Origin of the sequence: Tardiphaga sp. 839_C3_N1_4 (genome assembly GCF_051811045.1) — a bacterium.
GTDB lineage: Bacteria > Pseudomonadota > Alphaproteobacteria > Rhizobiales > Xanthobacteraceae > Tardiphaga.
The window spans coordinates 5,406,247-5,431,743 of the sequence record NZ_JBPWQD010000001.1 but is presented as its reverse complement, the minus strand read 5'-3'; the positions used below and the strand labels follow the sequence as shown (position 1 = coordinate 5,431,743).

At 59.7% G+C, this 25,497-nt stretch carries 21 protein-coding genes; 15 read left to right on the top strand and 6 right to left on the bottom strand.

Features of this window, described 5'->3' with window-relative positions:
* The first annotated feature begins 235 nt into the window (after positions 1 to 235).
* The 3 genes from AB8A38_RS26030 to AB8A38_RS26020 all read left to right on the top strand — a co-directional run bounded on the left by AB8A38_RS26030 (position 236) and on the right by AB8A38_RS26020 (position 4,143).
* A complete protein-coding gene (locus AB8A38_RS26030) occupies positions 236 to 2,512 on the top strand; it encodes a glycosyltransferase family 4 protein (RefSeq protein WP_439087883.1) in 2,277 nt (758 codons plus the stop codon).
* Positions 2,513 to 2,553: 41 nt separating this feature from the next.
* Positions 2,554 to 3,852 carry a glycoside hydrolase family 130 protein gene (locus AB8A38_RS26025; RefSeq protein ID WP_439087882.1) on the top strand — a complete coding sequence of 433 codons (1,299 nt, stop codon included), beginning with the start codon at positions 2,554 to 2,556 and terminating at the stop codon, positions 3,850 to 3,852.
* A 114-nt stretch (positions 3,853 to 3,966) separates the two neighbouring features.
* Complete coding sequence (locus AB8A38_RS26020) at positions 3,967 to 4,143, top strand: hypothetical protein (RefSeq protein WP_315843393.1); 177 nt, start codon at positions 3,967 to 3,969, stop codon at positions 4,141 to 4,143.
* 182 nt (positions 4,144 to 4,325) lie between these two features.
* Here the strand turns inward: AB8A38_RS26020 and AB8A38_RS26015 are convergent, their stop codons facing one another.
* Positions 4,326 to 4,529 carry a cold-shock protein gene (locus AB8A38_RS26015; protein ID WP_068734860.1) on the bottom strand — a complete coding sequence of 68 codons (204 nt, stop codon included), beginning with the start codon at positions 4,527 to 4,529 and terminating at the stop codon, positions 4,326 to 4,328.
* Positions 4,530 to 4,760: 231 nt separating this feature from the next.
* Here AB8A38_RS26015 and AB8A38_RS26010 point away from each other — a divergent pair, with 231 nt between their 5' ends.
* Positions 4,761 to 4,892: a hypothetical protein gene (locus AB8A38_RS26010; protein ID WP_256461247.1), complete on the top strand. Its 132-nt coding sequence runs from the start codon at positions 4,761 to 4,763 to the stop codon at positions 4,890 to 4,892.
* Between the two features lie 185 nt (positions 4,893 to 5,077).
* Entirely contained in the window at positions 5,078 to 5,266 is a 189-nt protein-coding gene (locus AB8A38_RS26005) for a TenA/THI-4 family protein (protein WP_439087881.1), read from the top strand.
* Between the two features lie 21 nt (positions 5,267 to 5,287).
* Here AB8A38_RS26005 and AB8A38_RS26000 read toward each other — a convergent pair whose 3' ends face one another.
* Together AB8A38_RS26000 and AB8A38_RS25995 are read right to left on the bottom strand one after the other, a co-directional pair.
* Positions 5,288 to 5,494, bottom strand: coding sequence for a hypothetical protein (locus AB8A38_RS26000; protein ID WP_089266057.1), 207 nt, complete (start codon positions 5,492 to 5,494; stop codon positions 5,288 to 5,290).
* Positions 5,491 to 5,829, bottom strand: a complete 339-nt coding sequence (locus tag AB8A38_RS25995; RefSeq protein ID WP_315843395.1) for a hypothetical protein — start codon at positions 5,827 to 5,829, stop codon at positions 5,491 to 5,493. Before AB8A38_RS25995 ends, AB8A38_RS26000 begins: the two co-directional genes overlap by 4 nt.
* A gap of 538 nt (positions 5,830 to 6,367) precedes the next feature.
* On the opposite strand from AB8A38_RS25995, the gene AB8A38_RS25990 reads away from it, so the two are divergent.
* The 6 genes from AB8A38_RS25990 (at position 6,368) to AB8A38_RS25965 (ending at position 10,504) form a co-directional block, all read left to right on the top strand.
* Positions 6,368 to 6,583 carry a hypothetical protein gene (locus tag AB8A38_RS25990; protein WP_315843396.1) on the top strand — a complete coding sequence of 72 codons (216 nt, stop codon included), beginning with the start codon at positions 6,368 to 6,370 and terminating at the stop codon, positions 6,581 to 6,583.
* An 877-nt stretch (positions 6,584 to 7,460) separates the two neighbouring features.
* Complete coding sequence (locus AB8A38_RS25985; protein ID WP_089266054.1) at positions 7,461 to 7,700, top strand: hypothetical protein; 240 nt, start codon at positions 7,461 to 7,463, stop codon at positions 7,698 to 7,700.
* A gap of 377 nt (positions 7,701 to 8,077) precedes the next feature.
* Positions 8,078 to 8,224: a hypothetical protein gene (locus tag AB8A38_RS25980; protein WP_158596715.1), complete on the top strand. Its 147-nt coding sequence runs from the start codon at positions 8,078 to 8,080 to the stop codon at positions 8,222 to 8,224.
* Between the two features lie 564 nt (positions 8,225 to 8,788).
* Positions 8,789 to 9,793: a glycosyltransferase family 4 protein gene (locus AB8A38_RS25975; protein WP_439087880.1), complete on the top strand. Its 1,005-nt coding sequence runs from the start codon at positions 8,789 to 8,791 to the stop codon at positions 9,791 to 9,793.
* An 84-nt stretch (positions 9,794 to 9,877) separates the two neighbouring features.
* Entirely contained in the window at positions 9,878 to 10,153 is a 276-nt protein-coding gene (locus AB8A38_RS25970; protein ID WP_315843400.1) for a hypothetical protein, read from the top strand.
* Between the two features lie 90 nt (positions 10,154 to 10,243).
* Positions 10,244 to 10,504 carry a hypothetical protein gene (locus AB8A38_RS25965; protein WP_089266051.1) on the top strand — a complete coding sequence of 87 codons (261 nt, stop codon included), beginning with the start codon at positions 10,244 to 10,246 and terminating at the stop codon, positions 10,502 to 10,504.
* 258 nt (positions 10,505 to 10,762) lie between these two features.
* Here the strand turns inward: AB8A38_RS25965 and AB8A38_RS25960 are convergent, their stop codons facing one another.
* A complete protein-coding gene (locus tag AB8A38_RS25960) occupies positions 10,763 to 11,725 on the bottom strand; it encodes a Bug family tripartite tricarboxylate transporter substrate binding protein (RefSeq protein WP_315843401.1) in 963 nt (320 codons plus the stop codon).
* A 146-nt stretch (positions 11,726 to 11,871) separates the two neighbouring features.
* On the opposite strand from AB8A38_RS25960, the gene AB8A38_RS25955 reads away from it, so the two are divergent.
* The 3 genes from AB8A38_RS25955 (at position 11,872) to AB8A38_RS25945 (ending at position 15,038) form a co-directional block, all read left to right on the top strand.
* Positions 11,872 to 12,849 carry a LysR substrate-binding domain-containing protein gene (locus AB8A38_RS25955; RefSeq protein WP_439087879.1) on the top strand — a complete coding sequence of 326 codons (978 nt, stop codon included), beginning with the start codon at positions 11,872 to 11,874 and terminating at the stop codon, positions 12,847 to 12,849.
* Positions 12,850 to 12,951: 102 nt separating this feature from the next.
* Positions 12,952 to 14,118 (top strand): CaiB/BaiF CoA transferase family protein, encoded by a 1,167-nt coding sequence (locus AB8A38_RS25950; RefSeq protein ID WP_439087878.1) that lies wholly within the window; start codon positions 12,952 to 12,954, stop codon positions 14,116 to 14,118.
* The gene (locus AB8A38_RS25945; RefSeq protein ID WP_439087877.1) at positions 14,115 to 15,038 is read left to right on the top strand and encodes an HpcH/HpaI aldolase/citrate lyase family protein; all 924 of its coding nucleotides are present in this window, start codon (positions 14,115 to 14,117) and stop codon (positions 15,036 to 15,038) included. Before AB8A38_RS25950 ends, AB8A38_RS25945 begins: the two co-directional genes overlap by 4 nt.
* 512 nt (positions 15,039 to 15,550) lie before the next feature.
* On the opposite strand, the gene AB8A38_RS25940 is transcribed toward AB8A38_RS25945, so the two are convergent.
* Entirely contained in the window at positions 15,551 to 22,663 is a 7,113-nt protein-coding gene (locus tag AB8A38_RS25940; RefSeq protein ID WP_439087876.1) for an MBG domain-containing protein, read from the bottom strand.
* A 67-nt stretch (positions 22,664 to 22,730) separates the two neighbouring features.
* The gene (locus AB8A38_RS25935; protein ID WP_439087875.1) at positions 22,731 to 23,447 is read right to left on the bottom strand and encodes a hypothetical protein; all 717 of its coding nucleotides are present in this window, start codon (positions 23,445 to 23,447) and stop codon (positions 22,731 to 22,733) included.
* A 324-nt stretch (positions 23,448 to 23,771) separates the two neighbouring features.
* Between AB8A38_RS25935 and AB8A38_RS25930 the strand changes: the two genes are divergently transcribed.
* Complete coding sequence (locus AB8A38_RS25930; protein ID WP_439087874.1) at positions 23,772 to 25,481, top strand: ShlB/FhaC/HecB family hemolysin secretion/activation protein; 1,710 nt, start codon at positions 23,772 to 23,774, stop codon at positions 25,479 to 25,481.
* Positions 25,482 to 25,497: the final 16 nt, after the last annotated feature.

The window sequence follows — 25,497 nt, the reverse complement described above, 5'->3', positions numbered from 1 at the left end:
TATCACCGCTCTCTCGCCAACCTCCCACCGATTTGTTCCAACTCCCAGCCCTCGAAGATACTGATGGCTATTCGCGAAGAAAGAGCGCACCCTGCGCTCGCGCGCCTTGATGACCCTGATGGTCCCTGCCGAGCGCGCTGCTTTTGTCACGAAATTGTCCGATATGCCGCGGCTGGCGCAGCATTGCCAATTTTGAGCGATTGCCCTTTCAACCTTGAAATCGCGAGGCAGCAGATTGACGGTGTTCAGCCGCATTGCATTCATTGGCAATTCACTTCCACGCCGATGTGGGATCGCCACGTTCACTACCGATCTGCAAAGTGCAGTAGCAGCCGCCCGCGCAGACTCCAAAACCGTCATCGTGGCGATGACCGATCACGGTCATTTCTATGACTATCCAGCCACCGTTGGCATTCAGATCAATGACGGGCTGATCAACGACTACATACGTGCTGCGGAATTCCTGAACAACGGCCATTTCGACGTGGTGTCGCTTCAACATGAATTCGGTATCTTCGGCGGCGAAGCCGGGAGCGATATCATCCAGCTTCTCTCGCTGCTCAAGATGCCGATCGTGACGACGCTCCATACGGTTCTTGCAGAGCCCACTGCCGCACAAAAAGATGTCTTCATACGCGTTGTCGAGATGTCGTCGAAGGTGGTGGTGATGGCAGAGAAAGGTCGGGAACTGCTGCGAACCATCTATCAGGTCGCCGAAGAGAAGATCGAGATCATTCCACATGGAATTCCGGAATTCGCTTTTGTGGAGCCCGACGATGCAAAGACGAGGCTCGGTTTTGCCGGCAGGTCTGTCATTCTGACGTTCGGCCTGCTTTCGCCCAATAAGGGCATCGAATTCATGATCGATGCGATGCCGTCCATTCTGAGCACCTGTCCCGATGCGGTCTATGTCGTATTGGGTGCAACCCATCCAAATCTGGTACATGACGAAGGCGAGGCCTATCGCGAATCCCTTATTGCAAGGGCCCGCGAAGCTGGCGTCGCGGATCACGTTGTCTTCCTTGATCGTTTCGTTGACCAGGAGACACTGCTCGATTTCATCTCGATGTGCGATGTCTATGTCACGCCTTATCTGAACGAATCTCAGATGACGTCAGGCACCCTGGCCTATAGTTTTGGCTTGGGAAAGGCCGTGGTATCGACTCCCTATTGGCATGCCCGTGAATTGCTTGCCGATGGCCGCGGCATCATCGTCCCATTCGCGGATGCGGATGCGATCGGCACCGAGATCGAAAAGCTTCTGATCAATGCGCCACTGCGCCAAGCGATGCGCAAACGCGCCTATGCCAGCAGCCGCTCCATGACCTGGGAACGGACGGCCGATCGATACATGTCCGTTTTCGAGAACGCGGCTCGGCGCCACCGGCTCAAGACCATTGCAAAGTCGGATACGAGTACGCTCCTGCGAGATAGTCGCGCACCTCCCGAGATGCGCATTGGTCACTTCTTGTCGATGTGCGACGATACCGGGCTACTCCAGCATGCGGTCCACTGTGTTCCGGATCGCTTGCATGGCTATTGCATCGACGACAATGCCCGCGCGCTGCTGCTGGCATGCGCATTGAACACGCCGGGGGAACTGCGTCTGTCGGAGGTCCTGACCTCCCGCTTTGCAGCTTTCGTCCAGCATGCGTGGAATCCTGAGACGCACCGGTTTCGAAATTTCATGGCTTTCGATCGCAGCTGGCTGGAAGAAAGCGGATCGGAAGACAGTCATGGGCGCACACTTTGGGCGCTGGGCGTTTGCGCTCTTTCGGATGCGAACACCTCTCGGCGGACCTGGGCCGCAGCACTCTTTGCCGAGGCCTTACCAAAGGTCGGCGATTTCCTCTCGCCCCGTGCCTGGGCGTTCGTGTTGCTGGGACTCGATGCGTATTGCACGACCGTCACCGACAATAGCCGTGCCAATGCAATCCGGACGATTCTGGCCGACAGGCTCGTCTCGCTTCTTGAGAAAGTCGAGACGAGCGATTGGGTGTGGTTCGAAAACGGACTTTCTTATGACAACGCTAGACTCTGCCAGGCTTTGATTCTCACCGGCACTGCAATGAAACGGCCGGACTATCTCAATGCCGGGCTGAGAAGCCTGCGCTGGTTGTTGACACAGCAGACCTCGGCCAGCGGTCAGTTCAGGCCGGTGGGGACGGAGGGATTTCACGACATCCGGCGCCAGCCGCGCAGCTTCGACCAACAGCCTGTCGAGGCTGCTGCCACCATCGCGGCCAGCCTTGCGGCGTGGCGCGCCGACCAAAACATCGAATGGAAGAGCGAAGCCGCCCGGGTCTTCGCGTGGTTCCTCGGCAGCAATGACCTTTCTATCCCGCTCGTCGATCTGGAGACAGGAAGCTGCCGTGATGGACTGCATCCGGACCGTGCGAATGAAAACCGCGGTGGCGAGTCAGTCGTATCCTACCTGCTCGGACTGTCCGAAATTCGGCACATGGCACGTATCGCCGAGGATCAATCCAAGTCCGCGACCCGCGTAGCCTGATCACGGCGCGCTCCCCTCTCAGCAGACAATTGAGATTCCTTTTGCCCTCATCTCCGATACTGAATCGCCAGGCGCTCTATCTCCGGCCCGATGCATCCCGAGTCATCGTACGACCGTTTAAACCAGCAACGGAGCCACGCGATCTCAATCCGACAGATAAAACGCGCGCCAATCATATCGTCGACCGGATTCTTGCGCTCAGTCCCGAGCAGGCAGAACATCAGTTGGCCGACGTGCTTGAAAACTTTCTGGGCCGCCACCGGAATCTGCTTCAGACATTCGAGGCCCGGGCTGACGAAATGGAAGATGCGTTCCACGACCATAGCCGGTTCACGACGATTCAGCGTCAGCTAGTCGGCGCCTATTTCCTGAGTGAATACTCGTTTGAAGCGTCAGCCCTCTTCAATCCGAGCATCGTGCCTCACCCCGATCAGTCGGGAACGACAGCTGGCGCCCTGCGCTTCATCCTCAGCCTGCGCGCAGTCGGTGAAGGCCATGTGTCATCCCTGACATTTCGCACAGGCCTTGTAGATACCGACGGGACCGTCAGCATCGACCCGACCGCACGCCTCGCATCAAATCCGGCAGTTCAACACCTCGGGTCTGGGCCTGGCGGGGAGGATGTCGCCGTCACGTTTCGTAGCAGCGAGGATATCAGCGAGCGGGTCATTTTTCCAATTACGGAGTCGCAATCGAACGGCATCGAGGATGCGCGCTTCGTGAAATTCGAGCATTCCGAGCGAACGGTCTATTACGCGACTTACACGGCCTATAGCGGCAGGGCGATCCGCTCGGAGATCATCGAGACGTCGGACTTCGTCACGTTTCGCTTTTCAGCCCTCAGAGGCAGCGCATCACATAACAAGGGCATGGCACTTTTCCCCCGGAAAATCGACGGGCGGTTCGCGATGATCGCGCGGCAAGACAATGAAAACCTCTACCTGATCTATTCGGATGATCTTTATACATGGGATGGCGGCACGCCGGTCCTGAAGCCGGCCGCCCCTTGGGAGTTCATTCAAATTGGCAACTGCGGCTCACCTATCGAATTAGACGAGGGCTGGCTATTGCTGACACACGGTGTCGGCCCGGTCCGCAAATATTCGATAGGAGCAGCACTGCTCGACAAAAATGACCCGACGAAGGTGCTGGGGCGCCTGGACGAACCGCTCCTTCGACCTGCGCCGTCCGAGCGCGAAGGATATGTGCCGAACGTCGTCTATACATGCGGCGCAATGCGGCATGGCGATCAAATTATCTTCCCGTATGCGATTTCGGACAGTTACTCGAACATCGCGACGATCGATATAAGAAGCCTGCTCGCAGCGATGGACAAATAAGAGCTGACTTAGTTTTCCCGTAGATGCAATCGGACGTGGCTTCTCAGCACGCCCAGCTCATCCGTGGTCGGCACCTTTCACCAAACAGCAAATAGAACTCTTGGGAGACGCACAGTGACCGGTGAAAAATCAAGAGCGCTCGTTCTCGGAACGACAGTCTTTTGGAAGAACGATAAGAATGACTTTGGCACCGTGATCGCCAAGGACTGGAGCAGCGTCACGGTCAAATGGGATAGCCGCCCCAGCCAGACAATCATGCACAACGATATGGATAGCTGCACTGCCGCCTGAATTTACTTAGCCCCAACGAGCTTTCCTGACCATCATTCGCGAAAGCCGACGCGACACCAACCAGCCGCTGAACTCATCGCAAAACGCCCGCCGGGACAAGTCCGACGGGCTGCCAGTTATGTGGTCATTTGGGCGACAGCCGGACGCCACCAGACTTGCGGCGCCGGGCAAAAGAGGCCCGATCAGCCAACCCGCAGGTTTTCTGCCGACGTCTTGCCACGGTTAGCCACTTCCTCGAAGCTGACCTTGGCCCCTTCATTCAAAGTGCTCAGCCCCGCCTTCTCGACGGCCGAGATGTGAACAAAGACGTCTTTGCTGCCATCGTCCGGCTGGATAAAGCCGAAGCCCTTCGTCGCATTGAACCATTTTACTACGCCAGTGGTCACTTCAGTTCTCCCGGTTGTCTCTCAACGATAGCAACCCTGAATTCAGGGAGGAGTCAATCAAGCAAACTTCCATCTCCTGAATTGATGCGGCTGTCCGCTGCCAGGACGACGGGTGGCGGTCGTCCGCCCGCGACGCCGCGATGCGACAGCGGCTTTAGGCAACATAATCTCCGGGAATCCCAACCGACGTGCTAATGTCACTGAAGCCCAGTGCGGGCGGAGGACGAAACCATGGCCAAAGGCGAACAACGGAACAATCGTGAAGTAAAGAAACCCAAGAAGGACAAGGCCAAGACAATCGCGGCAGCTCCGACCATGAAGGGCCTAATGCACCCCGAGGCGGAAAAGCCCCGAAAGAAATAGTCGAACAGAGCGCATCGTCAACATAGCTGCGGCATCTGAGGTCACGGGCACCCGGCGCATGATCCATGTGCTCGACCGCGCTATTGCGTTCGCAGCAACCGAGAACCGTCAAATTCAATCAAAATGTCCAATCCCCTTCCGGGGCGCTCCGACGCGCATCGGCGATCATGCCAGATGGAGCAATCATGACACCTGAAGACCTGGAACTGATCCGTGAGATCGTCCTGCACGGCGGCGCAAAATATACGGCTGGCAATATCGACCGCAGCAAATACCAGCGCCTTGTCGATCTCGGGTGGCTATCGCCCCTCGTCATGAACAAGACAGACATTGCCTATGAGACGACAAAAGCGGGCGAAGTGGCGGCGAGCTGACCCAGCCCCCGGGGAGCGGCTCTAGCCCCGCGCGACGATTTTTCCGGTCGCGAACTGTTCTAAAGCGTAGAGCGCACTTTCCTCATACGTCGCACCCGGCAGCGGTTCTGCGACCACGATCAACTGGCCAATGGTCAATTGAACCATGCCATCCAGGATGTCGTAACTGGCTTCGTACGTCACGCCGGCCAATACCAGTTCGACATAGCCATGCCAGAAACCCTTCAACTCCGACTCCCAACCAGGTCGATAAATGTCTGAAGCTCTGCAGAAAAGCGCTCAGCCTGCCTGGCATCCAGCCATAGTTTTATCGTCGACGTCGCCGACAGGACAAAGGCAACCCCGAAACCGCCCGCATTTGGCACGCACAGCGCCGACCAGCTGTCAGCTTCGCTCACGATCTTCCGTTCGTTGGGAGTTCCCGTTTCCAGAACGTGATTGATCTGGATCTTAAGCTCGATTGCATCGTCGAACGACAGGGAAATCTCCTCTCCGCTGAAGTTCAAAATGAGCCAGCAATCTTTTTGCTTGGATTTAACGTCGGAGGTGAAATTGAAGGGCATGGTGGAACCATGCGCCTATGCCCGTGACGGTCAATCAAATTCGTCGCGACACCATGCGACTTGATGCACAGCCCTTCCGTAACCGCCTAGCTGCCTGCCGATCGGAAGCAAGTTTCATGTGGCAGCCTAGGTCTGCACGCTTTAACTGGACGTTGCGGTCTCGCATTTGAGTCGCACTGAAGCGTAGACAAAGGGCGATCAAATGGGCGACGGGTGGCAACCAATCAGCACCGCACCGAAGGACGATGAAAGGATCATCGTTGCGGGTGGAACATGGATACGCGGAAACAAGGACAAGCTGCCTCAGGCATTTCCATGCCTCGTCATCTGGGACGAAACCGAGTGGCTCATTTGCGACAATGAAGGGCCGCGAGCGCTCATACGGGGTCCCAAAGTCTGGATGGCAATCCCGCCCGCTGACTTGCCTTCAGCATCGGAACTGCTGAAGACGATCTGACGCATTTCATTAACCATACGATGCTACCCGTCCTGTAGCGCGGATCTTGTCGAGCGCACCGCGCCAACTCTGGAGTCGCAGATGCAGGTCATCGAAATCACGGACCTCGTCGAGGCAAGACGCGCTCGTCTGGCTCAATATCACGGGCTGCCGCGCGCACTTCAGCTGAACGGGCAAACAGTCACGGGATCGGTGAGATCTGTCGTGATGGATGCATCGGCAGCAAAGTGGACTGTAAAGCTCGTTGCAACGCCACCTATCGTTGACAGAAAATATCGTCTGCGCCGCTCAGCCTAGAGCCGGACGACGACATCCGGCTTTCTTCAACCCCGCCATACCGCAGCCGTATGTATCCGTAGGGCCCCTATTCTCCTGAACCAGCCATCCAAGGCGCGGGCAGTCCGGTGATGGATCTCAGCGCTTCCGGCCGACAAATCAAAACCTTCGAATTAGGTCGACTCCCGAACATAAAGGGAATCTACTGCACCGCATCATCGCCCGTCCTTAGGCATTCACCGGTGACCGAGAGTTCGGTCGCGCTCCCGCCCAATGTCTCGGGACTGCCATGCCTACCTCCGAATGTACTTTGGAATCGCAACAACACAGGCCCGGACGGTGAATGCTTCTCACCTTGAAGCTGAGCACGCCGCCATGATCGCGCTTGCGGCAGCTGCTCAACTCCCTCACGGAGACGAGCGAACGCTTGCCATGCGAAAAGCCGGACAACTGCAACTAATCGCAGATGCGAAGAAGCATCGGCTACAGAAGCCGGAAGTGTGAAGACCTATCCAGTAATCCAGCTACTAGCTCGCGATCGGCGCTTTGGCAGCGACACAATTCGTGCTTCCAAAAATAATATCTTCCATTCGTAATTTCCGACTGGAAGCGTAAGATCTGAAGATCATCGCAAGAACCTGGGCTTTTACCGGCGTCTGTGAGCACTGTTTCCCCCTCAACAAGGGGTGGCCATAAGCGTTGGACGATCAATATCTGGGATCGGCCTCTGCCTCTGGTACTACTGTCCCTCCTCTTGGCTCTTCTTAATTGTTGACGCCGTCGTTATTCAGCAGGGCTAAATCACCTCCGGTCAGAACGCGTCATAATCTGCGTGACGCCAAATCCTCGATTGAACGGAAGCAGATCTTGCGCGATCTCAACTTGAGGGGAGCTCTCAATGTCAGAGCTGGAATTCAGTGCCGTGAATGACCTTCAACACACGCCACAGCACGCCAGATGTAACGAGCAGTCCGAATATGATGCAGCGGTCGAGGTTGCTGCGAAGGCAATCAGAAAGACTTGGGATACGATGGGCGACATGCCATCACCGCTTTACGAAGATGAAGCGCGGCAACTCGGTAGAGCAGCACTCGATGCCATTATCGCTTCGCAACCAGTCACTCGAACGACCACATGACCTCCATCAGGCTGGCAGACACCCAGCATCTGACGACGACCTTTCCATGAACGGCACGCGTGCCGCTCGGTACAGACGTTTGGCAGCCGCCCAAAGCAGTCCCGAGGTGTACCGGCTACTTATACTTCTTGCCGACGAAGCCGAAAAAGGAATCCTCTGCATCTCAACCTTCAAACACCGACGTCCACCCCACATTGTCGCAAAGTCAACGTGAAACGCGTGCGCGGCACGCAGTCATCGCGCGGACAACATCAGCTTTATTTCCCCCACCACTGCAAGGACATTAACCGTTGAATTGGCTACCTATAGACACCGCACCACAAGACGGAACGCCAATATTCCTGGCTGGCGGATACGATGACAATTCGGATCATGCCATGGAATCCGAGGCAGAAAAAATGCGAACCGCCTGCCGCGCATGGTGGAACGACGGCGACTGGATTATTACCCTGGCTGAAGCAGGATGCGTCAACGTCACCCGGATCGATCCCACGCACTGGGCGCCTATTGAAGAACCGCGCTAGCCCAGCAAGATCGGATTGCCTTGCGGGCAAGGCCGCGTTGCGGCACTTTTAACAATCAGTCAAATAGAGGCTCAGAGTAAAATCCGCCTGCCAGGACCTCGAAAAGCGCTGCGTTTCCATCATACCGAGCCTTCCATCGCGTGCTGCTGAAGCCACTGTCGAACAGATCACCATCGTCCTGCACCTGCCATTCCCAGAAAAGCAAAGGATGTGGAGTGACTGTGACTTCCAAGTTTGGTTGGCGATACATAGCCACCATATCGAGCCTCACTTTCGAAACAGCATTTACAAAAGGTCGCTTCCTGCCTGTTTATCTGAAGGCGCCGCGCCCCGTTCTGCAGCGATCAGTGCGCTTGCTCTTGACAGATGACGGGCGGAGCGCCTCTCATTCGGCAGCGATGATGACACCATCGAACCAGCCACCGACGACATTCACCATGCGCTCCTGAGTCGTCGCGTCAATCCAATTTGCAGCTGGCCTCCACCAATCCGTCGGCCATATATCCGCCGTGCCCGGATTGACGTAGCCGATTATCCGCCATCCATCCTGCGAGGCTAAACACGATGCGCGTCGCGATGTTAGCGCCTATATCCTGGCGAACTCCTCCCCGGCACTACGGCCCGTGGGAACTCGTGACAAGCTTGCTGACGGAGGCGCTGCTTGTGCGGGGAGTTGACGTCACACTGTTTGCCACGAAGGACAGTTTGACGTCGGGAAATCTCGCCGGTGTAGTCCCGGCGCCGTACTCTGAAGACCCGTCGCTCGATGCCAAGGCGTGGGAACTCCTGCATATTGCGAATGTCTTTGAGCGGGCCGGCGAATTCGACATCATCCACAATCAGGCAGATTTTTTACCGCTGGGCTTCTCTCGCCTTGTGAACACGCCAGTCGTCACAACCATTCACGGCTTTTCATCAGCCCGCATTGTTCCGGTTTTCAAGGAATATGAGGATCATGTCCATTATGTCGCAATCAGCGATGCCAATCGCCATCCCGACCTTCGCTACGCGGCAACGATCCATCACGGCATTCCTATCGACGAGTTTCCCTTCGATCCGAGTGGCAGCAACGATCTTCTATTCTTCGGTCGCATTCATCCCGATAAAGGCGCTGCCGAAGCGATAGCAACTGCCGAAGCGGCAGGCCGCCACCTCATCATGGCCGGTATCGTTCAGGATGCGGACTATCATCGACGTCATGTGTTGCCAGCACTGGGAAGGTCCGCGACTTATCTCGGTCCGGTCGGAGGTCTGGAGCGGACACGCGTTCTGGGATCTGCACGGGCATTGCTTCACCTGATCAATTTCGACGAACCATTCGGGTTATCAGTTGTTGAGGCGCTTGCCTGTGGAACACCGGTGATCGCGCGTAACCGCGGATCGATGCCCGAATTGATTACGGATGGCGTGACAGGTTTCCTGGTCAATAGCGCCCTCGAAGCTGTTCAAGCCGTTGAGCGCATTGGTGAACTGGATAGACGCGCCTGCCGGGCGGCGGTTTCTGAGCACTTTACCGTCGATAGAATGGCAGATCGCTACCTGACCCTATACCAATCTATCCTCGGGTAATCGACGGGGAACCGCAGCGAGAGCGAGATCGCCTTCAGGCTGTTTGCCGACTCGTCCACATACATTGAACACATAGACGTCGTAATGTTCGTTGAGTTCGGGCTTTCGCCGAGCTTTATGGATCCAAACATGATTGCTATTTCGACACAGGTTCAGGCGCCTGATGACTTTCAGCGCGTGGCGTTCGACATAAGGCACGGCAACCGCCGAATTGCGTGTACCCTGACGACCAAGTTTCCAACCAAAGATCAGGCCAAAAGGTACTTCCACGCCAACAGGCCGCTGATCGAAAAACTGGCGCGCGAGCAGATGGAACTGGTTGCAGCCAACGACGGTGAGATCAAGCTGGTGATGATTTAAGAGTGGTCTGCCATACTTGCCGTTTCCGAAAAGCAAAGGCACAATCTCGTCTTCGAATTGAATCAAGCGATGACGCAAGGGATACCCACTATGGCGAAGTCGCTACTCTCCAGACATGACCTCGAACATGCGGCATTGCTGCAAATCCGCAGTTGCTACGGGTGCGAAGACGTCACGGCCGTGATCATTGACGAGATCGCAGACCCTCGCTTTGAGACGAACTGGGGCATTCTCTCACTTCACCGAGCAGCCGACGTGCAATTGAGGCTCACCGCAGAGCTCAATACAGTCCGCGCGATTGACGGCACGCAAGAAAGATTGCGCAAGCTCTACAACCTCAAGACTAACTGAGCTCGCTTAATCTGCTGGTGAAGCGTAACGCGAATACACCGGTTCGACGCTTTTGATATTCGCTCTGCGCCATAAGCGCCTGTCCAACTCAAAAGAACTTAGTGCCCACGCGTGACGTTAAGTTGCTCGCGGGCGCGCATTCGGGCTCAACGGCGCCAATCAGATCCCGCCCATGCAAAGACATTTAATCTCGAGATAGTCATCGATCCCGCCTAGCCACGCAGCGATCTCGCAAGAGATAAAGTCATCTCACACGTGTCAGGGTTCGAGCTTCGCTTCCTTCACGATGATCGACCAGCGGTCGACCTCCGAGTTGATGAGTTGCTGCAGGGCCGTGCGACCTTGCGCAGATGGCGCCTGCGCCGCCAGTTCGGCGAAGCGCGCCTTGACGTCTTCATTCTCAAGCGACTTGGCGAGCGCCGCTTCCAATCTGGCGATCACTTCGGGCGGCGTGCCGGCAGGGGCCGCCAGCGCATTCCACACTTGCAGATCGAATTTCGGCAGATTGCTTTCGACGAAGGTCGGCACGTCGGGTGCCTGCGCCAATCGCTGCGGCCCGGTGACGCCGATGGCCCGCACCAGCCCGTTCTGATGCGCCGGAATCATCGTGACGGTTTGGTCGATCACCGCCTCGATATTGCCAGCGATCAAATCTTGGATGGCAGGCCCCGAGCCACGATAGGGCACCAGCATCGCGTTGGTCTGCGTCAGATAGAGCAACATCGCTGCGGCGAGCTGCGCGGTCGAGCCCGCCCCGGATTGCCCGAAAGTGATGCGGTTGTTCGGCACCTTGAGACGCTCGACCAGTTGACTCAGATTCTCGATGCCGCTCTTTTTGCTGACCGAAAGCATCATCGGGACATTCGCGAACACGCCGATGCCGGTCAGGTCCTTGCGCGGATCGAAGCCCAGATTCGGGTACAGTGGCACGATCGCCGCCATCGAGCCCATATTGCCGAAATTGAGCGTGTAGCCATCGGGTTTGGCCCGAACCACGCGCTGGGTGCCGATCGTGCCGCCAGCGCCGCCGACATTCTCGACGATCACCGTCTGTTTGAGTTCGGCGCCGAGTGCCTTGGCGAGAATGCGAGCCAGCACGTCCGTGGTGCCGCCGGCCGCATAGGGCACGACCAGCGTGATCGGGCGGTCCGGATAGTTGTCCGCGCGTGCCGACGTAAGCGAAGCTGCGATCCAGAGCAGTGCAATGAACAGACGGCGCACGTAGAGCCTCCCCTTGATATTTGCCGATGCGACGCTTCGCGCGCCTTTGTTGTCCTTCTGGCATACTCGCCGGGGCTCCGTCCCATAGGCTGTTGCTCTGAGGGGTATAAGATCGGGCACCGGCCCCATCGCCGCCGCCGCTGGCAATGGCCAGCGAAGTGCGGTTCGGTGTAAGCAGACGAGCTTGCCCGCATCTTCACTGGATCGATGCCTTGGAACTGAGACAGCTTCGCTACTTCGTCAACGTGGTCGACATGGGCAGCCTGTCGAAGGCCGCGGTGCTGCTCGCAGTGTCGCAGCCCTCGCTGAGCCAGCAGATCGCCGCGATGGAGCACGACCTGGGCGTGCCGCTTCTGCTGCGTAGCGCGACGGGCGTGAAGCCGACCGATGCGGGTGCCAAACTGTATCGTCATGCCCGCATCGTATTGCGGCAGATGCAGGAGCTCACGGCCGACATTGCTGACGAGGGCGCCGGCGCAGTCGGACCCGTGGCTGTCGGCCTTCCCACCAGCATCGCCTCGGTGCTCGCCGTGCCGCTGGTGGAGCGCCTGCGGCACGACCATCCCGGCGTGAAGCTCCAGCTCTTCGAGAGCTTCAGCGGCTATCTCAACGAGTTGCTGGCCAATGGCCGCCTCGACATGGCCATTCTGTTTCGCGGCTCCGACGCGCCGGGCATGACCGCCAGGCCGCTGTTTACTGAGCAATTGTCCGTATTTGGCGCCCCCGGCATAGGCGATCCCGAAGCGACGACCTGCGATCTCGCATCCCTGGCCGATGTCCCGATGGTTCTTCCGGACAGAACCAACGGGCTGCGCCTTCTCGTCGAGCAAGCGTTCTCGGAAGCTGGTGTGCCACTGAATGTGATGTCCGACATCGACTCCCTGCCGGTTATGATGAAACTCGTGCGCAACGGCACCGCCGCGACGATCAACTCCTCCGGGGTCGCCCGGGTCGCAGAAACACCCATCCTGTCGAGACGGCTAGTGAACCCCGCCATCAATCGCACCGTGGGTCTCTGCCTGCCCACCGGCATTCCGCAGACCGCGGCCGCACTGGCTGCTGAAGAGACCATCCGCACACTGGCGCGCGAACATGCCGCGATCTGGGACAAGGCCCCTGACTGACACGCCATTGGTTCAGCCTATACCTGCGATGGCAAACCAGTATGCCCCCAGCGTGCACCGACGCGGTTAAGAGTGCGCGGAGCAAAACTGTCGGGACAGCAGATGGACCAAGAAAAGCGCGCTTTGCCCCTGACGGGTGTCACCGTGGTATCGCTCGAACAGGCGATTGCTGCGCCCTTGGCCAGCCGACATCTGGCGGATTGGGGCGCCCGCGTTATCAAGATCGAGCGGCCGGGACGCGGCGATTTCTGCAGGGATTACGACTTCGTCCTAAACGGCATGTCCAGCCAGTTCGTCTGGACCAACCGGTCGAAGGAAAGCCTGGCGCTCGACATCAAGCAGCCGCAGGACCGCGACGCGCTGGAAAGCCTGCTCGCCGGCGCCGACGTCTTTCTACAAAACCTGGCACCAGGTGCAGCGCAGCGGCTCGGGCTGGATGCCAAGGCGCTGGTTGAGCGCTTTCCGCGCCTGATCGCCTGCGACATCTCCGGCTACGGATCGGGCGGACCGTATAGTGACAAAAAGGCCTATGACCTGCTGGTGCAATGCGAGACCGGCCTGCTCTCGATCAACGGTTCAGAAGACCATCCCGCCAAGGGCGCCATCGCCATCGCGGATATCGCCACGGGCATGTATGTGCTGAACGGCGTTCTGATGGCGCTCTATGCGCGCGAACGCACCGGGCGCGGCACCGCCTTCGAGGTGTCGCTGTTCGATGCGATGACCGAATGGATGAGCTATCCCTCGCTCTATACAGCGGGCGCCGGAAAGCCGCTGAAACGGACCGGCATGCGCCACGCCACGATCGCGCCCTACGGTCCATTTCGCGCCGGCGATGGCAAGACCGTGTTCTTCGGAATCCAGAATGAACGCGAATGGCTGTCGCTCTGTACGAATGTACTCGGCGATGCCGATCTCGCCAGCGATCCGCGATTCGTGACCAATCCGGATCGCATGACCAACCGCGATGAGCTCGAACGTCTGATCGAAAGCCGCATTGCCGGCACCACCAGCGACCAGTTGCTGGCCCAGTTAGAGGAGGCCTCGATCGCCAATGCGCGCCTCAACAGCGTTGAGGAATTTCTCGATCACCCGCAACTGCATAGTCGTCATCGCGTCGTCAATGTCGGTACGCCGAATGGCGCTGTCACCAGCTATCTCCCGGCCATCACGATCCTCGGCCTGACGCCGCAGATGGGTCCGGTCCCCGCGGTCGGGCAGCACACCGACGCGATCCTGTCCGAACTCCGAGAACGAGCCCGCTTATGACCGCCCCTCGACTGACGCGTACCTATCTTGCCGTACCGGCGCATCGCGAACGCATGGTCGAGCGCGCCGCGGGATCTACGGCGGACGCCGTGTTTCTCGATCTCGAAGACGCTGTCCCCGTCGGCGAAAAGAACGCCGCCTTGCGGACGGCGATCGATGCCATCACCCGTCTGGACTGGGGGCAGAAGACCGTCACGGTTCGCATCAACGCGATCGACAGCCCGTCCATCGCGGAGGAAGTCGAAAAACTGTCCGGCCTCGCAAGACTGGATACCGTCTTGCTACCGAAAGCGGAACGCGTGGTCGATGTGATCGGCATCGGCGAGCGGCTATCGCAGCATCGCGGCGGCCGGGACCATCCGCTGGAGCTCGAGCTCCTGATCGAAACGGCGCTCGGCGTGGTCAATGTCGATGCCCTCGCCGCTGCGCATGCGACGGTCGCCGCGCTGCATTTCGGTGTCGGCGATTTCAGCGCCTCGATCGGCGCGCGCAGCGACGAGATCGGATTGTCCCCGCGCGACTACAGGCACGTTGCCTCCGCAGCGGAGGAGCACCGGGAAACAGCGCTCGACCTGTTCGCCTATCCAATGATGCGAATTCTGATCGCCGCGCGCGCCTTCCAGCTGAGGGCGATCGACGGGCCTTTTGGCACATTCCGGGACAACCAAGGCACGCTCGGCTCTGCGGTCAAGGCGGCAAGCATGGGCTATGACGGCAAGCAGGTAATCCATCCCGACCAGATCGAGCCGACGCGGTCGGCATTCGTCCCGTCAGCCAGCGACATCGCCTCGGCGAAACGCGTCATCGAAGCGATGTGCGCCGCCGAACGGGACGGGCATGGCGCCGTGACACTGGACGGCCGGATGCTCGATCTCGCCAATGTGAGAATGGCCGAGCGCATCCTTCGCTTCGCATCATAAGGGACCAGACCCTGTCCGCTGGCGCTTGCTTCTCGCAAGCACACTGCTGCATCGTTGGATGGCTTGCAACAGCCGCTGAGGACGCGAATTGGCAGCGGTGCTATTAGACACGGCGTCATCTCGCGTACTAGGTCGGCAGAATGCCGGTCATATGCGCATCCCCGACACTCCCTCATGGAATCGCAGAGGGATCGAATGACGGCTTCGCGCCAGAAGAGGTCATCCCATGGCATGATCGTTCTTGGAGCAACTGCGGGTTAGATCTCGCGATGCATCGCATGCCAGTCGTTCGGCGCCATCGCCGTCGCATTTCAGAACACGCGATAGAATGTTGCGATGCTGTCGAATCCGCACGCATAGGCAACTCTAGTGCTTTTAGGCTTGGCGTGAGCTAAGAGCGATCGCGCGGCGCCAAGATTTCCAATCCCTTCTTTTAGCGGACGTCTCTCGTCGCAACTACCGGTCGAGTTGGGAGCAATTCAGAGGACGCGGAGCTGCCGGCGAGAGTCGTTTCACCGACCGTTCCTCCGCTTTCTGTCGTCGCGGCGCTCGCCACCGATGGAGTTCGTCACGTCATCATTGGGCGATCCGTTGGTGCTGGTTCTCCCGCCAGCACTGCCGGCGACGATTCCGGTTGGAGCCGGCGATCTCGGCGGCTCCTGGAAGAGGTTCTCGAAGGAGGACTTCACACTGCCGACAGGGGATGGCGACATCGTATTGGCCGTTGGCGCGGCCGGGTTGACCACGGCGATCTGACCGGGGGTCGGCGCGAGCGAGACGTTGAACGACTTGATCGTGAAAACCGCCCCGACATAGCTCAGCGCATAGTTCGGCGAAACGCCGAGCGAGCCTAGCCGAATGGCATAGTCGCCCACCACATCACCCAGCGCGCGTTCCAGCGAGCCGGAGAAGCGATCTCCGTTGAACAGCGTGCCGCCGGTGAGACGATAGGTCAGCGCCGGATCGAGCTCCGCGAACATCTTGCTCTGCGGATCTGCGGTGACTGTCAGCGGCGCTGCCGTCACGATCCAGACACCACTGTTGCGGGCCGAGATCGCATAGTTCGGATTGGTCAGCGTTCCGGCTACGTCAAGCAGATAGGGATTGCCCGCGACGCCGGTCCGGCCGGTGATGCCGAACGAATTGACGAGCCCGGTCAGAACCTCAATCCCCTGACCGTTCTGCAAACCGATGGCCGACAGGCCGGGATTGAGCGGCGAACTGCCATAGACCGATGTGCCGCCATTGGCCGTGACAACAATGGAGGCCGGCGTGACGGTCCAGCTGCCCGGATTGAATGCGGAGACCTGATAGTTTGGATTGGCCAGCGTGCCGAGCACACTGAGCGCATATGGCCCATGAGCCACGCCGCTGGTCGCGGTAATGCCGAACGAGTTGCGAAGGCCCGCAAGAACGTCGACGCCTTCGTTATTCTGCAAGCCGGTGGCCGACAGACCCGGATTGAGCGGCGAGCTGCCATAGACCGATGTGCCGCCATTGGCCGAGACCGCGATAGACGCCGGCGTGACGGTCCAGCTGGCGTCGTTGCGCGCCGTCACGCGATAATTCGCGTTGGTCAGTGTTCCCGCCACGCTGAGCGTATACGGACCGCCAGCCACGCCCGTCGTCGGAAAAATGCCGAACGAGTTGCTCAGGCCGGTCAGGACATCGACATCCTGGCCATTCTTGAGGCCCTGCGCCGTGAAGCCGGGATTGGACGGCGACTGGCCATAGACCGAGCTGCCACCATTCGCCGACACGATGATGTCCGCTGCAGCGACCGACAGCGAACCGCCGACATAGCTGATGGTGTAATTGCCGAGGCCATTGCCGAGCGCGTTGCTGGCCGTGATCCCGTGGGGCGCGCCCGTCACATTCGCCAATGCATCCGCACCGAGGCTCGCCAGCGTCACGCCGGTCACGCGATCGGTGCCGTAGAGCGTACCACCGATACTGTAGCCGGTGCTGCCGAGCGCAAGCGTATCGCCGTAGGTCTTGGACTGATCGTTGGCCGTGATGGTCAGCGCCGCCTTGGTGACGTTGCCGATATTGCGGCTGCTATTGACCACCAGCGTGTAGTTGCCGGCCGCACTGCCAGTCAGGCCGCCCGAGCCGAGATTGAACGAGACGGTCTTGCCGCTTCCGGCGTTGGCATTGTCATAGCTACCCGAGGTCGGCAGGTTCGCGACCGACAGCAGCCCGGCATCGCCTGCAACCACATTGCTCAGCGTGAAATTGCTGGCGCCGAGCGCGGCGGCGTTGGTGCCGTCATACTGCTTCTCCACCGTGCCGGTGAGCGACAGCGTCACGGTGCGCTTGGCGATACTGTAATCGGTCCCGACGAAACTCACCCGATAGTTCGAGGACGCGCTGAGCGATCCCTGATTGATCGCATAGTTGCCGGCATTCTCGCCCGCGGCACGGCCGAGCGCGCCGGTCAGACTATCGCCATTCACCAGCGACCCACCGGTCACCTGCCAGGTGAGGGCAGAACCTGTGTCGCCATAGACCTTGCCCTGTCCGGCATCGGCGGCCACCGTGATGGCACGTTGCGTCACCGTCAATTGCCCGCTCGGCAGGTTGATAATGCGGTAGCGCGCCCCGTCGGTGCTGACGGGCTGAAGCTGGGTCGATGTGATCTGCACATATGGCGTCAGATGCAGCCAGGCCACGCCATCGCCAATCGTCACGCCCATCGGAACCAGTGAGAACGTGCCGGTGCCGGTGAGAACGATCGCACCATTTGCATTGACCGTCGCGGTCACGCCATTCTGCCCAGTGAACAGGTTGATGCGATCCGCGATCTGCTGCGCTGTCGAGCCCCGATCCCAGATAATGTCGGACCCGTTATTGATCCGCATGCCTACGTACTGCTGGTACACGCCGACAGAACCAGGAGTGCCACTGCCAACGGCCTGCGGCGGCAATACGGTCAAGCCGACCGACATAGCATAGGTGCCGACGCCCGATGACTGGTTGGCGGTCGAGCTTACGGTGATCGGAATCACATTCGGCGTGTCGTAATTCTTGAGGCCGTAGATCATCGCCGCCAGCGTCGTATTGGCATCGCCATACATGCGCGTGGCATTCGATGTCTCGACGACGGCGACGTGATTGGCCCAGTAGAATTCCGGATAGCGCGCGACGCCGTCCGACTGGCCCGCGCTGTTCGACGGGATCCAGACGTTGCGATAATCCCAGCCGGCATAGACGGTGCGGAACGTGTTGAGATCCTGCATCTGCGCCGTGGTCAGGCCGGTGCCGACGAAGGTCTGGCCACGATTGGGTGCGAGCGATGACGGGTTCGAGATGCTGGAATCGTAGTACGAGTTCGTGACCGTTCCCGTTCGCCCGTTGTCGCTGACATTGCGTCCGACGATCGAGCCGACAAAGTGGATGCCATAGTTCCAGGCCCGGTCGAGCCGCCCTGTCGTCCAGGAATTGATAATGGTGCCCACGCCATAATCTGTCGCATTGGTGCCGACGAGACCGCCGATCGTGCCATTGCCGCGCACCAGGCCCGTCGCATAGGAATTGATGATCCGTCCGGCACCGCCGCCTTCGTTCAGATTGACGCCGGCGAGACCGCCCGCCTGGCCGAAAAAGGTGACCCAGTCGGACTGCTGGCCAACCGCCTCCACTGCCACGGTGCTGTAGGACTCTTCGATCGTGCCGCGATTGTAGCCGACCAGGCCGCCGGCGGCCCAGTTCGAATAGACCCCCGTCGCATCATCGCTGCGCGACGCCCAGGAGCGGAAGATCGTGCCATCGCTCAGGCCCGCGATCGAGCCGGCCGATCCCCAGTCGGCGATGATCCTGCTGTCGACGACGCCGAGATTCTTCACCGTGCTGCCGGATGCCAGATAGGCAAACACGCCCGCATGATTGCCGTCGGTCATATTCACGAAGAGGTTTCTGATCGCGTGACCCTGGCCGTCCAATGTTCCGGTGAACGAGGCTGCCGTTTTCGCGTAGTCGGCGTACTGTCCCGACTGCGAATATCCTGTCTCGCCCAGCGTATAAACAGTCGTGTAGACCTCGCGCACTCCATTGTTCCAGACCTCATACGAATCGGACGGTCGATTCTCGCCAAATTGCAGGCGCATGAAGACCTTCGTCGTGTAACCGCTATAGCTGATCGGCGAGATCGGCGAGAAGGCGTTGCCCTTCCACATCCCGGTGGACAATTCTACCGACGCGTTGATGTCGCGCGCAAGCTTGTAACTGGCAGCACCGTTCATATTCACCAGTTGCAACTGGTGCAGGTTCTGGATGTTGGTCGAATATTCGGCCTTCAGGAACGGGCGCGTATAGCCGTCCACCATGTACCAGTGGGAGTGAAAGTTGCCTTCCTGGTATCCATTGAGATAGTTCGGGTCGTTGAAATTGCTGTAGGAGTTAAGCGAATACGGGCTGTTGTCGGAATTCGTGTTCAGCGCAGCAACATATTGAATCTGCTCCGACGTCCAGCCGCCGGGCATGTCGTGATAGGAGCGACCGAAGGCGCGGCTGGTGCCGGACGTGGCCTGATCCCAGTAAACGTGCCAGATGCGTGCTGACTGGCTGTGCTGGGAATTGAAGCTTTCCATCGTATCCCAGTCGCGGAACTGGTTGCGCCCGACGATGCCACCCACATTGGTGCCGGACACCACGCCCGCGAAATACGAATCTTGAAGCGACGCGAAGCCCATCACGCTCCATTGATTTTCGCCAACAAGACCGCCGGTCCAGCTCGTGCCGCTCACGCTGGCAAGCGAATAAGTCCAGCGAACCATGGCGCCTTCGCCATTGATGCCGGCAATGCCACCTGCCGTCGCGCCGGTGACCGAGCCGGCCGAATAGGAATCCTGGATGGTCCCGTAATTGTAGCCGGCGATGCCGCCGACAACATAGCCGCGGATGGCACCGGTCGAATAGGAGCCGCCATTGATGATGCCATTATTGCGTGCCACCAGACCGCCCGCGCCCAGCGAACTGGCGATGTTGGTCACGCTCGCCGTCGAATAAACATTCGTCAGCGTGCCATTGTTCTCTGCGGCGATCGAACCGACATAGCTGGCATTGCCACTGAACGAACCGCCGATGATACCGACATTCCGGATCGTGCCATTGTTCTGGTAGAACACGCCGACATCGCCACCGCCGACCTGCCCTTCGCCGCGGCGTTGGTACATGTTCAGGATCGCATAGCCGCGGCCATCGAGCGTACCGGTGAAGCCCTGATAGGGGCGACCATCTCCAAACGCACCGATCGGATCGAAGCCGCGGCAGATGCCGCTCAGACAGGTCCAGGTCGACGTCACGCTGGCATCGATGTCCCGGCCCAGCGCGTAGGTACCGCCGAGATTGGATTCGATTCCCTTCAATTGGTAGACATCATTCACCAGCATATACGCTGCCACGGTCGCGCCATAGCCGCTCTGCGTGATGCTGGAATAGTTGATCGTATTGGCGTAGCTGCCGGTTGCCGCATAGGGATTGTAAAAGATTTCGACGGGCGTGGCCGTATTCACCCGCCCATTGGACGCGAAGTTGACGAGGCCGTTGTCGGAGCGGAGCGTCACCGAAGTCAGCGCGCTGTTGAAGTTGGAAATGTGATCGTTGATCTGGATATTTCCGGCCGACCGCAGATTGATCGTGCCGAACGAGCCCAGCGAGTTGGTGGTGATCGCACCACCCGACGTGATCGATATATTGCCGCTGACAATGCTGCCGATCCTCCCGGCAGTGACGTCGCCCGACGCCACGATCGATGTCGAGGTCGAGGCCGCCGTCCCTGTTGCGCGAATGCTGCCTTCGAAAGTGAGCGAACCGCCGATCACCAGCGATATATCGCGCCCAATGAGGTCGCCGGTTACCAGATTGCCGTTGTTGCTGAAGGCCACCGAACCGGGAGTAAACGGCTGCGGGTCTTCGCTCCCCCAGCCCACACTCGCTGTATCGCTCGACAGCCGGCCGACGACATTACCGGCGCTGGTCAGTGATACCGACGTGAACGTCATCGGGAGCACCAAGTTGGACACCATGATCGGCGCGGTCTGCGAGATGCTGCCGGGCGACGTCAGCCACAGCGTCCCGTTGCGGCCGGATATCGTGCCGTTGATCTGGATGTCGCGATAGGCATTGAGATACAGCGTATTGGCCGATGTCCAGGAGATCGGCGCATTGATGATGATATCGCCGGCGCCCTGCGACTGGTTGCCCGGGCCGCTGGCGGACGACGCCATGGTGATCAGCGTGACATTGGCCGAGCCGAGATTCGCGCCGATGGTCGCAGCCGCTGCGGAATCGATGGTCAGCGTGACCGGATCGAGCAGCCAGTCACCAGTGCGGCCCTTCGGGCTGGACGCATCGACGCGGATGCCCGCGAAATCGAGCTGCTTGCCCGAGGTCTCGATGAGGCCGCCGTCGCCGCCATTGACACCGCCGCGCGCCGACAGCGTGCCGCGCACGCTGGTCAGCCCGTCCGACCACAGCACGATCTTGCCGCCCTTGCCGCTGTCCAGCGCATCAGCGCGGATCACCGTCGCAGAATCCGCCGTGACCTTGACGGCATGCTGGAAATCGCCGCGACCATAGGCATCGCCACCGATGCGAACGCTGCCGCCGCCGGCCGCGCCCGACGCATCGATGCGCGCACCGGCCAGCGCGATCTCGGCGCCGCTGATGTCGATCTGGCCGCCTTTCTTGCCGGCAACCTGATTGCGTAACTTGCCGGTGGCGGTGACGCGCCCCGACACGTTGACGCGGCCGCCCTCACCGCCACCGAGTACGATGCGCCCGGCGCGGGTGCCCACGGAATTGGCACGGATCGTACCGGGCACATTGACCGCGTCGCGGAGGATATTGTTCGCCGTGGCGGCGCTGAGGAACACCTGACCGCCATCGGCACGGATCTTCCCGCTATTGGTCACCAGCGCCTTGCCGGTGCCATCGACGAGATTGCCAAGCTGATTGGAAGGCACGGCGACCGACAGGAAGCCGTCGCCGGAGAGATCGAGCGTGATCATCTCGCCGGAGCCAAGGCCGACCTTACCGAGCCGCGCCGAAATGACGCCGTCATTGGCGACGCGGCCGCCGAGCAGCGCCGCGAAGCCGCCGTCGGACACGTTGATGCGGCCGGCATTGGTGACGACAGCCGAGGAGCCGTTGCCGGTGAACTTGTATTTGCCCGACAGGAAGTCCTCGTTCCTGATGTCGAGGGTCGAGGCCGCGAAAGAGCCGGTATTGACGACACCCGTATTGGTGATTGCGATACCGTTCGGATTGACCAGCAGCACGGTGCCGGGCGCATTGATCGTGCCGGCGATGCTGGAAGGCGTGTTACCCGTAACGCGGTTGAGGGTGGCAGCCGACGCGCTCGGCTGGTTGAAGTTGACGGTGCCACCGGCACCGATCGAGAACGAATTCCAGTTGATGATGGCGCTGTTCGAGGACTGATTGACGTTCAGCGTGCCGTTCGACGGTGCGGCGATGCTCGCGGCGCCATGGGTCACGGTACCGCCGCCCGGCACCGTCTGCGCCAGCGCAATGCTGCCGCTGAACACCACGCAGCCGAACACCAGCGGTGCAAAGGCCGCCCTCACACTGCCGCGGATCGACGTTACGTCATATGTCTGTGCCATGCCCAGTTCCTGTCACCTGCACGGGCGCCGTTGACCGGCGTTCCCGAAATTATCTCGTCGGTCCGCTCTAGAATTTTCCGCGCTCGATCCGCGCAATGTCTGGGTCGTCGCGTTCAGCGATGTAGTTGATGATCAGCTTTGGTGGCCCCTTCGGGTCCGGCGATGTGGTCTGGTTGCCCTCGCGCTGCATCTGATACTTGACACCATCCGCGATCAGCCGGACCGCCCCCTTCTTCTCGTCCTCGCCAGCGAACAGTACGATGGTGTTTTCGCCGACAGGGATGCCCGAGCGCAGGGTGTCCTTTTTCCAGGCGAATCCCGCGAAGTATCGCTCGATCCGCGATCCCGCTGTGATCATCGCATTGGGATCGATCGCCGGTGTAAACGCCACCTCGCCCCAGATGACATTCACCTGGATCAGTTTCTTCGACTTGTTGCCGAAGATGTAGGCGACCCGCGCGGCGCCCGGGCCGGGATCGAGCGCCGGCATGTTGACGGTAATGACATTTGTACCTTCGACGCTGTTCACGCCGCTCGTGATATCGGCCGGCTTGAGATTGAATGCCTTCGTCACAATGGCCCGCACCTCCGCCTCCGTCATGCCGAAACGGGCGTCGCGAAATCCAGTGACCTCATACTTCGGCGCTTCCTGTTGCGCCCGGGCCGGCAATACATCGGTCACGCCCGCGACAATCGCTGCGACGAGGATCAGCCGTACCATCGCGCGCTTGAACGCATGGGACGCGGAATCACGACGAATGGAAGTGCCGAAACGATCTCTCACCTGCTCAACTCCTAAGCGATCAATGGCATCGGTTGAGCACAGAACCGCTCCGGGCTGCGCTCACGCGGCCGATGCCCGTGATACCAGCGTCTTATTAGGGGCTGGATGCAATCAGTTTCGAACACCGTGTGAACGCTCGTTCACATCGCCCATCAACGACCGTTATGGTTGATGCGCGCCCAAACTATCCATGCATATATGCGCCGCGTCGCTGCTGCCTGACGATGCCGGTCGTCGGGTTGCGCATGACCGACGGATGCATGCGCACTGCACGTGGGAAGTTCTGGGGCTGTTTTAATGTCTATTCGTTCGACAAAGAAATCCTTGGCATTGATCGCAATCGCCTTGGGATCGTCGTGTAGTGCCGTGCTCGCTCAATCCCCCGCGCCCGCACCGAGCCTCGTACAACCGCCCACGATTGCCACGCCGCCCGCATCGACGCGTATTACCTTGCCGCAAATCGCCGCCGGCTCAACCGTGCCGGATGCCGCTAAAAAGCTGACGTTTATCCTGACCGGAATCGACATCGAAGGCGAATTTGACGAGATCGCCATCGCGAGGAAAGAAGCCGCGGCGGTGCTGCTGGGAAAGTCCGTTACGGTCGCAGATCTGTTCGGCCTTGCCGACAAATTGCAGCAAGCCTATGTGCGCGCAGGCTACCCGCTCGTGCGCATCGTCATCCTGCCCCAGGAACTTGATCGGCGTGCACGTGTGAAGCTGCGCGTCATTGACGGCTATGTCGAGAAATTCGACACCAGCACCCTGTCCGAAACATCGGCTGCTCGCGTTGCAGCCGTGCTGGCGCCATTACTCAACAAGCGACGTCTCACGCAGAACGAACTCGAACGGCAACTGCTGATTGCGGGCGATACACCGGGTCTCGTTCTCAATGCCACTTTTGCTGCCGGTTCGGCCGTCGGCGGCTCTGTCCTGGTGCTCAGCGGCCGGTACAGGCCCGTCTCGGCGAGCCTCTATCTCGACAATGGCATGCCAAAATCCTTTGGCGAGTGGCAGGCGGCAACGTACTTCTCGCTCAACAACCTGACGGGATTTGGCGAACAACTCTCGGTCTCCATCGCTGGCCTGCCCGACAATGATTTCGTGACGCCCTATCCGACACGTCGCTATCTCGGTGCAAACCTCGCCGTCCCACTCGGCATCGACGGTTGGCGATTCGAACTCGGCGTCACCGATGGTCGCACGACCCCGAGGGTGGATGCGATATTCGCTTCACAGGGCGTTTTCCGGCAGGGGCGCGCAAAGGTCGCCTACGATGTTGTCAAACGCCGCGATAACGAACTGAGCTTCAATACGCGATTCGATCTCACGGAGGAACAGGTCAGCACGCTGATCACGACGCCGGCCACGCCGCTATCGCTTGACCGTACACGCGTGCCACGTGTCGGCCTCGACGGGATCCTGCGACTACGCGAAAGCGGAACCACCCTCAGCTACACGGCGACCTATTCTCACGGCATCAATGCGCTTGGAGCCCGCTCCATGGCCGATGCTACGCCGTTGCTCACGCTCTCGCGGCAAGGCGCGGACGCGGAATTCAGCAAGCTCGACGGTCGCATCGACGTCATGCAAACGCTTCCCGAGAATCTGTTTCTCTCGGCAGGACTTGCAGGCCAGACATCATTCGGTCGCCCGATGCTCACGTCCGAGCAATTTCCGGTCATTGGCGCCAACATGCTATCGGGCTTTGCCGCCGGCACGCTCGCGGGCGATACCGGCTGGGTGGGACGCGGAGAGTTCGGCTGGAGCACCCAGCTTCCGTTCATCGCCGAACCGCATGCAATCGTGCCTTACGTCTTCGCAGCTACCGGCGAGCGCCGCTATGAAATGCCGACCGTCTTGGAAATCCCGGTCATCCGCGCGAACAACTATGGCGGCGGTATGCGCTTCCAGCTCGCGCCGCAGGCGCCCGACGCCCCGTCGCTGTCCGGCTTCGTGGAGCTGAGCGAACGACGCGCCAGCGCTTCCAGCCTCGACGGCTGGATGGTGTTCGCGGGCGGCTCGATCCGCTACTAGATTCCAGAAATGGCAA

Bases quoted from the DNA above. Each gene is read 5' to 3' on its own strand.
- AB8A38_RS26010 (WP_256461247.1), top strand. From the start codon at position 4,761: ATGGCCAAAGGCGAACAACGGAACAATCGTGAAGTAAAGAAACCCAAG.
- AB8A38_RS25985 (WP_089266054.1), top strand. From the start codon at position 7,461: ATGTCAGAGCTGGAATTCAGTGCCGTGAATGACCTTCAACACACGCCA.
- AB8A38_RS25980 (WP_158596715.1), top strand. From the start codon at position 8,078: ATGGAATCCGAGGCAGAAAAAATGCGAACCGCCTGCCGCGCATGGTGG.
- AB8A38_RS26005 (WP_439087881.1), top strand. From the start codon at position 5,078: ATGACACCTGAAGACCTGGAACTGATCCGTGAGATCGTCCTGCACGGC.
- AB8A38_RS25940 (WP_439087876.1), bottom strand. From the start codon at position 22,663: ATGGCACAGACATATGACGTAACGTCGATCCGCGGCAGTGTGAGGGCG.
- AB8A38_RS25950 (WP_439087878.1), top strand. From the start codon at position 12,952: ATGGACCAAGAAAAGCGCGCTTTGCCCCTGACGGGTGTCACCGTGGTA.
- AB8A38_RS25965 (WP_089266051.1), top strand. From the start codon at position 10,244: ATGGCGAAGTCGCTACTCTCCAGACATGACCTCGAACATGCGGCATTG.
- AB8A38_RS25970 (WP_315843400.1), top strand. From the start codon at position 9,878: ATGTTCGTTGAGTTCGGGCTTTCGCCGAGCTTTATGGATCCAAACATG.
- AB8A38_RS25955 (WP_439087879.1), top strand. From the start codon at position 11,872: ATGGCCAGCGAAGTGCGGTTCGGTGTAAGCAGACGAGCTTGCCCGCAT.
- AB8A38_RS25990 (WP_315843396.1), top strand. From the start codon at position 6,368: ATGCAGGTCATCGAAATCACGGACCTCGTCGAGGCAAGACGCGCTCGT.
- AB8A38_RS25945 (WP_439087877.1), top strand. From the start codon at position 14,115: ATGACCGCCCCTCGACTGACGCGTACCTATCTTGCCGTACCGGCGCAT.
- AB8A38_RS25995 (WP_315843395.1), bottom strand. From the start codon at position 5,829: ATGCCCTTCAATTTCACCTCCGACGTTAAATCCAAGCAAAAAGATTGC.
- AB8A38_RS25975 (WP_439087880.1), top strand. From the start codon at position 8,789: ATGCGCGTCGCGATGTTAGCGCCTATATCCTGGCGAACTCCTCCCCGG.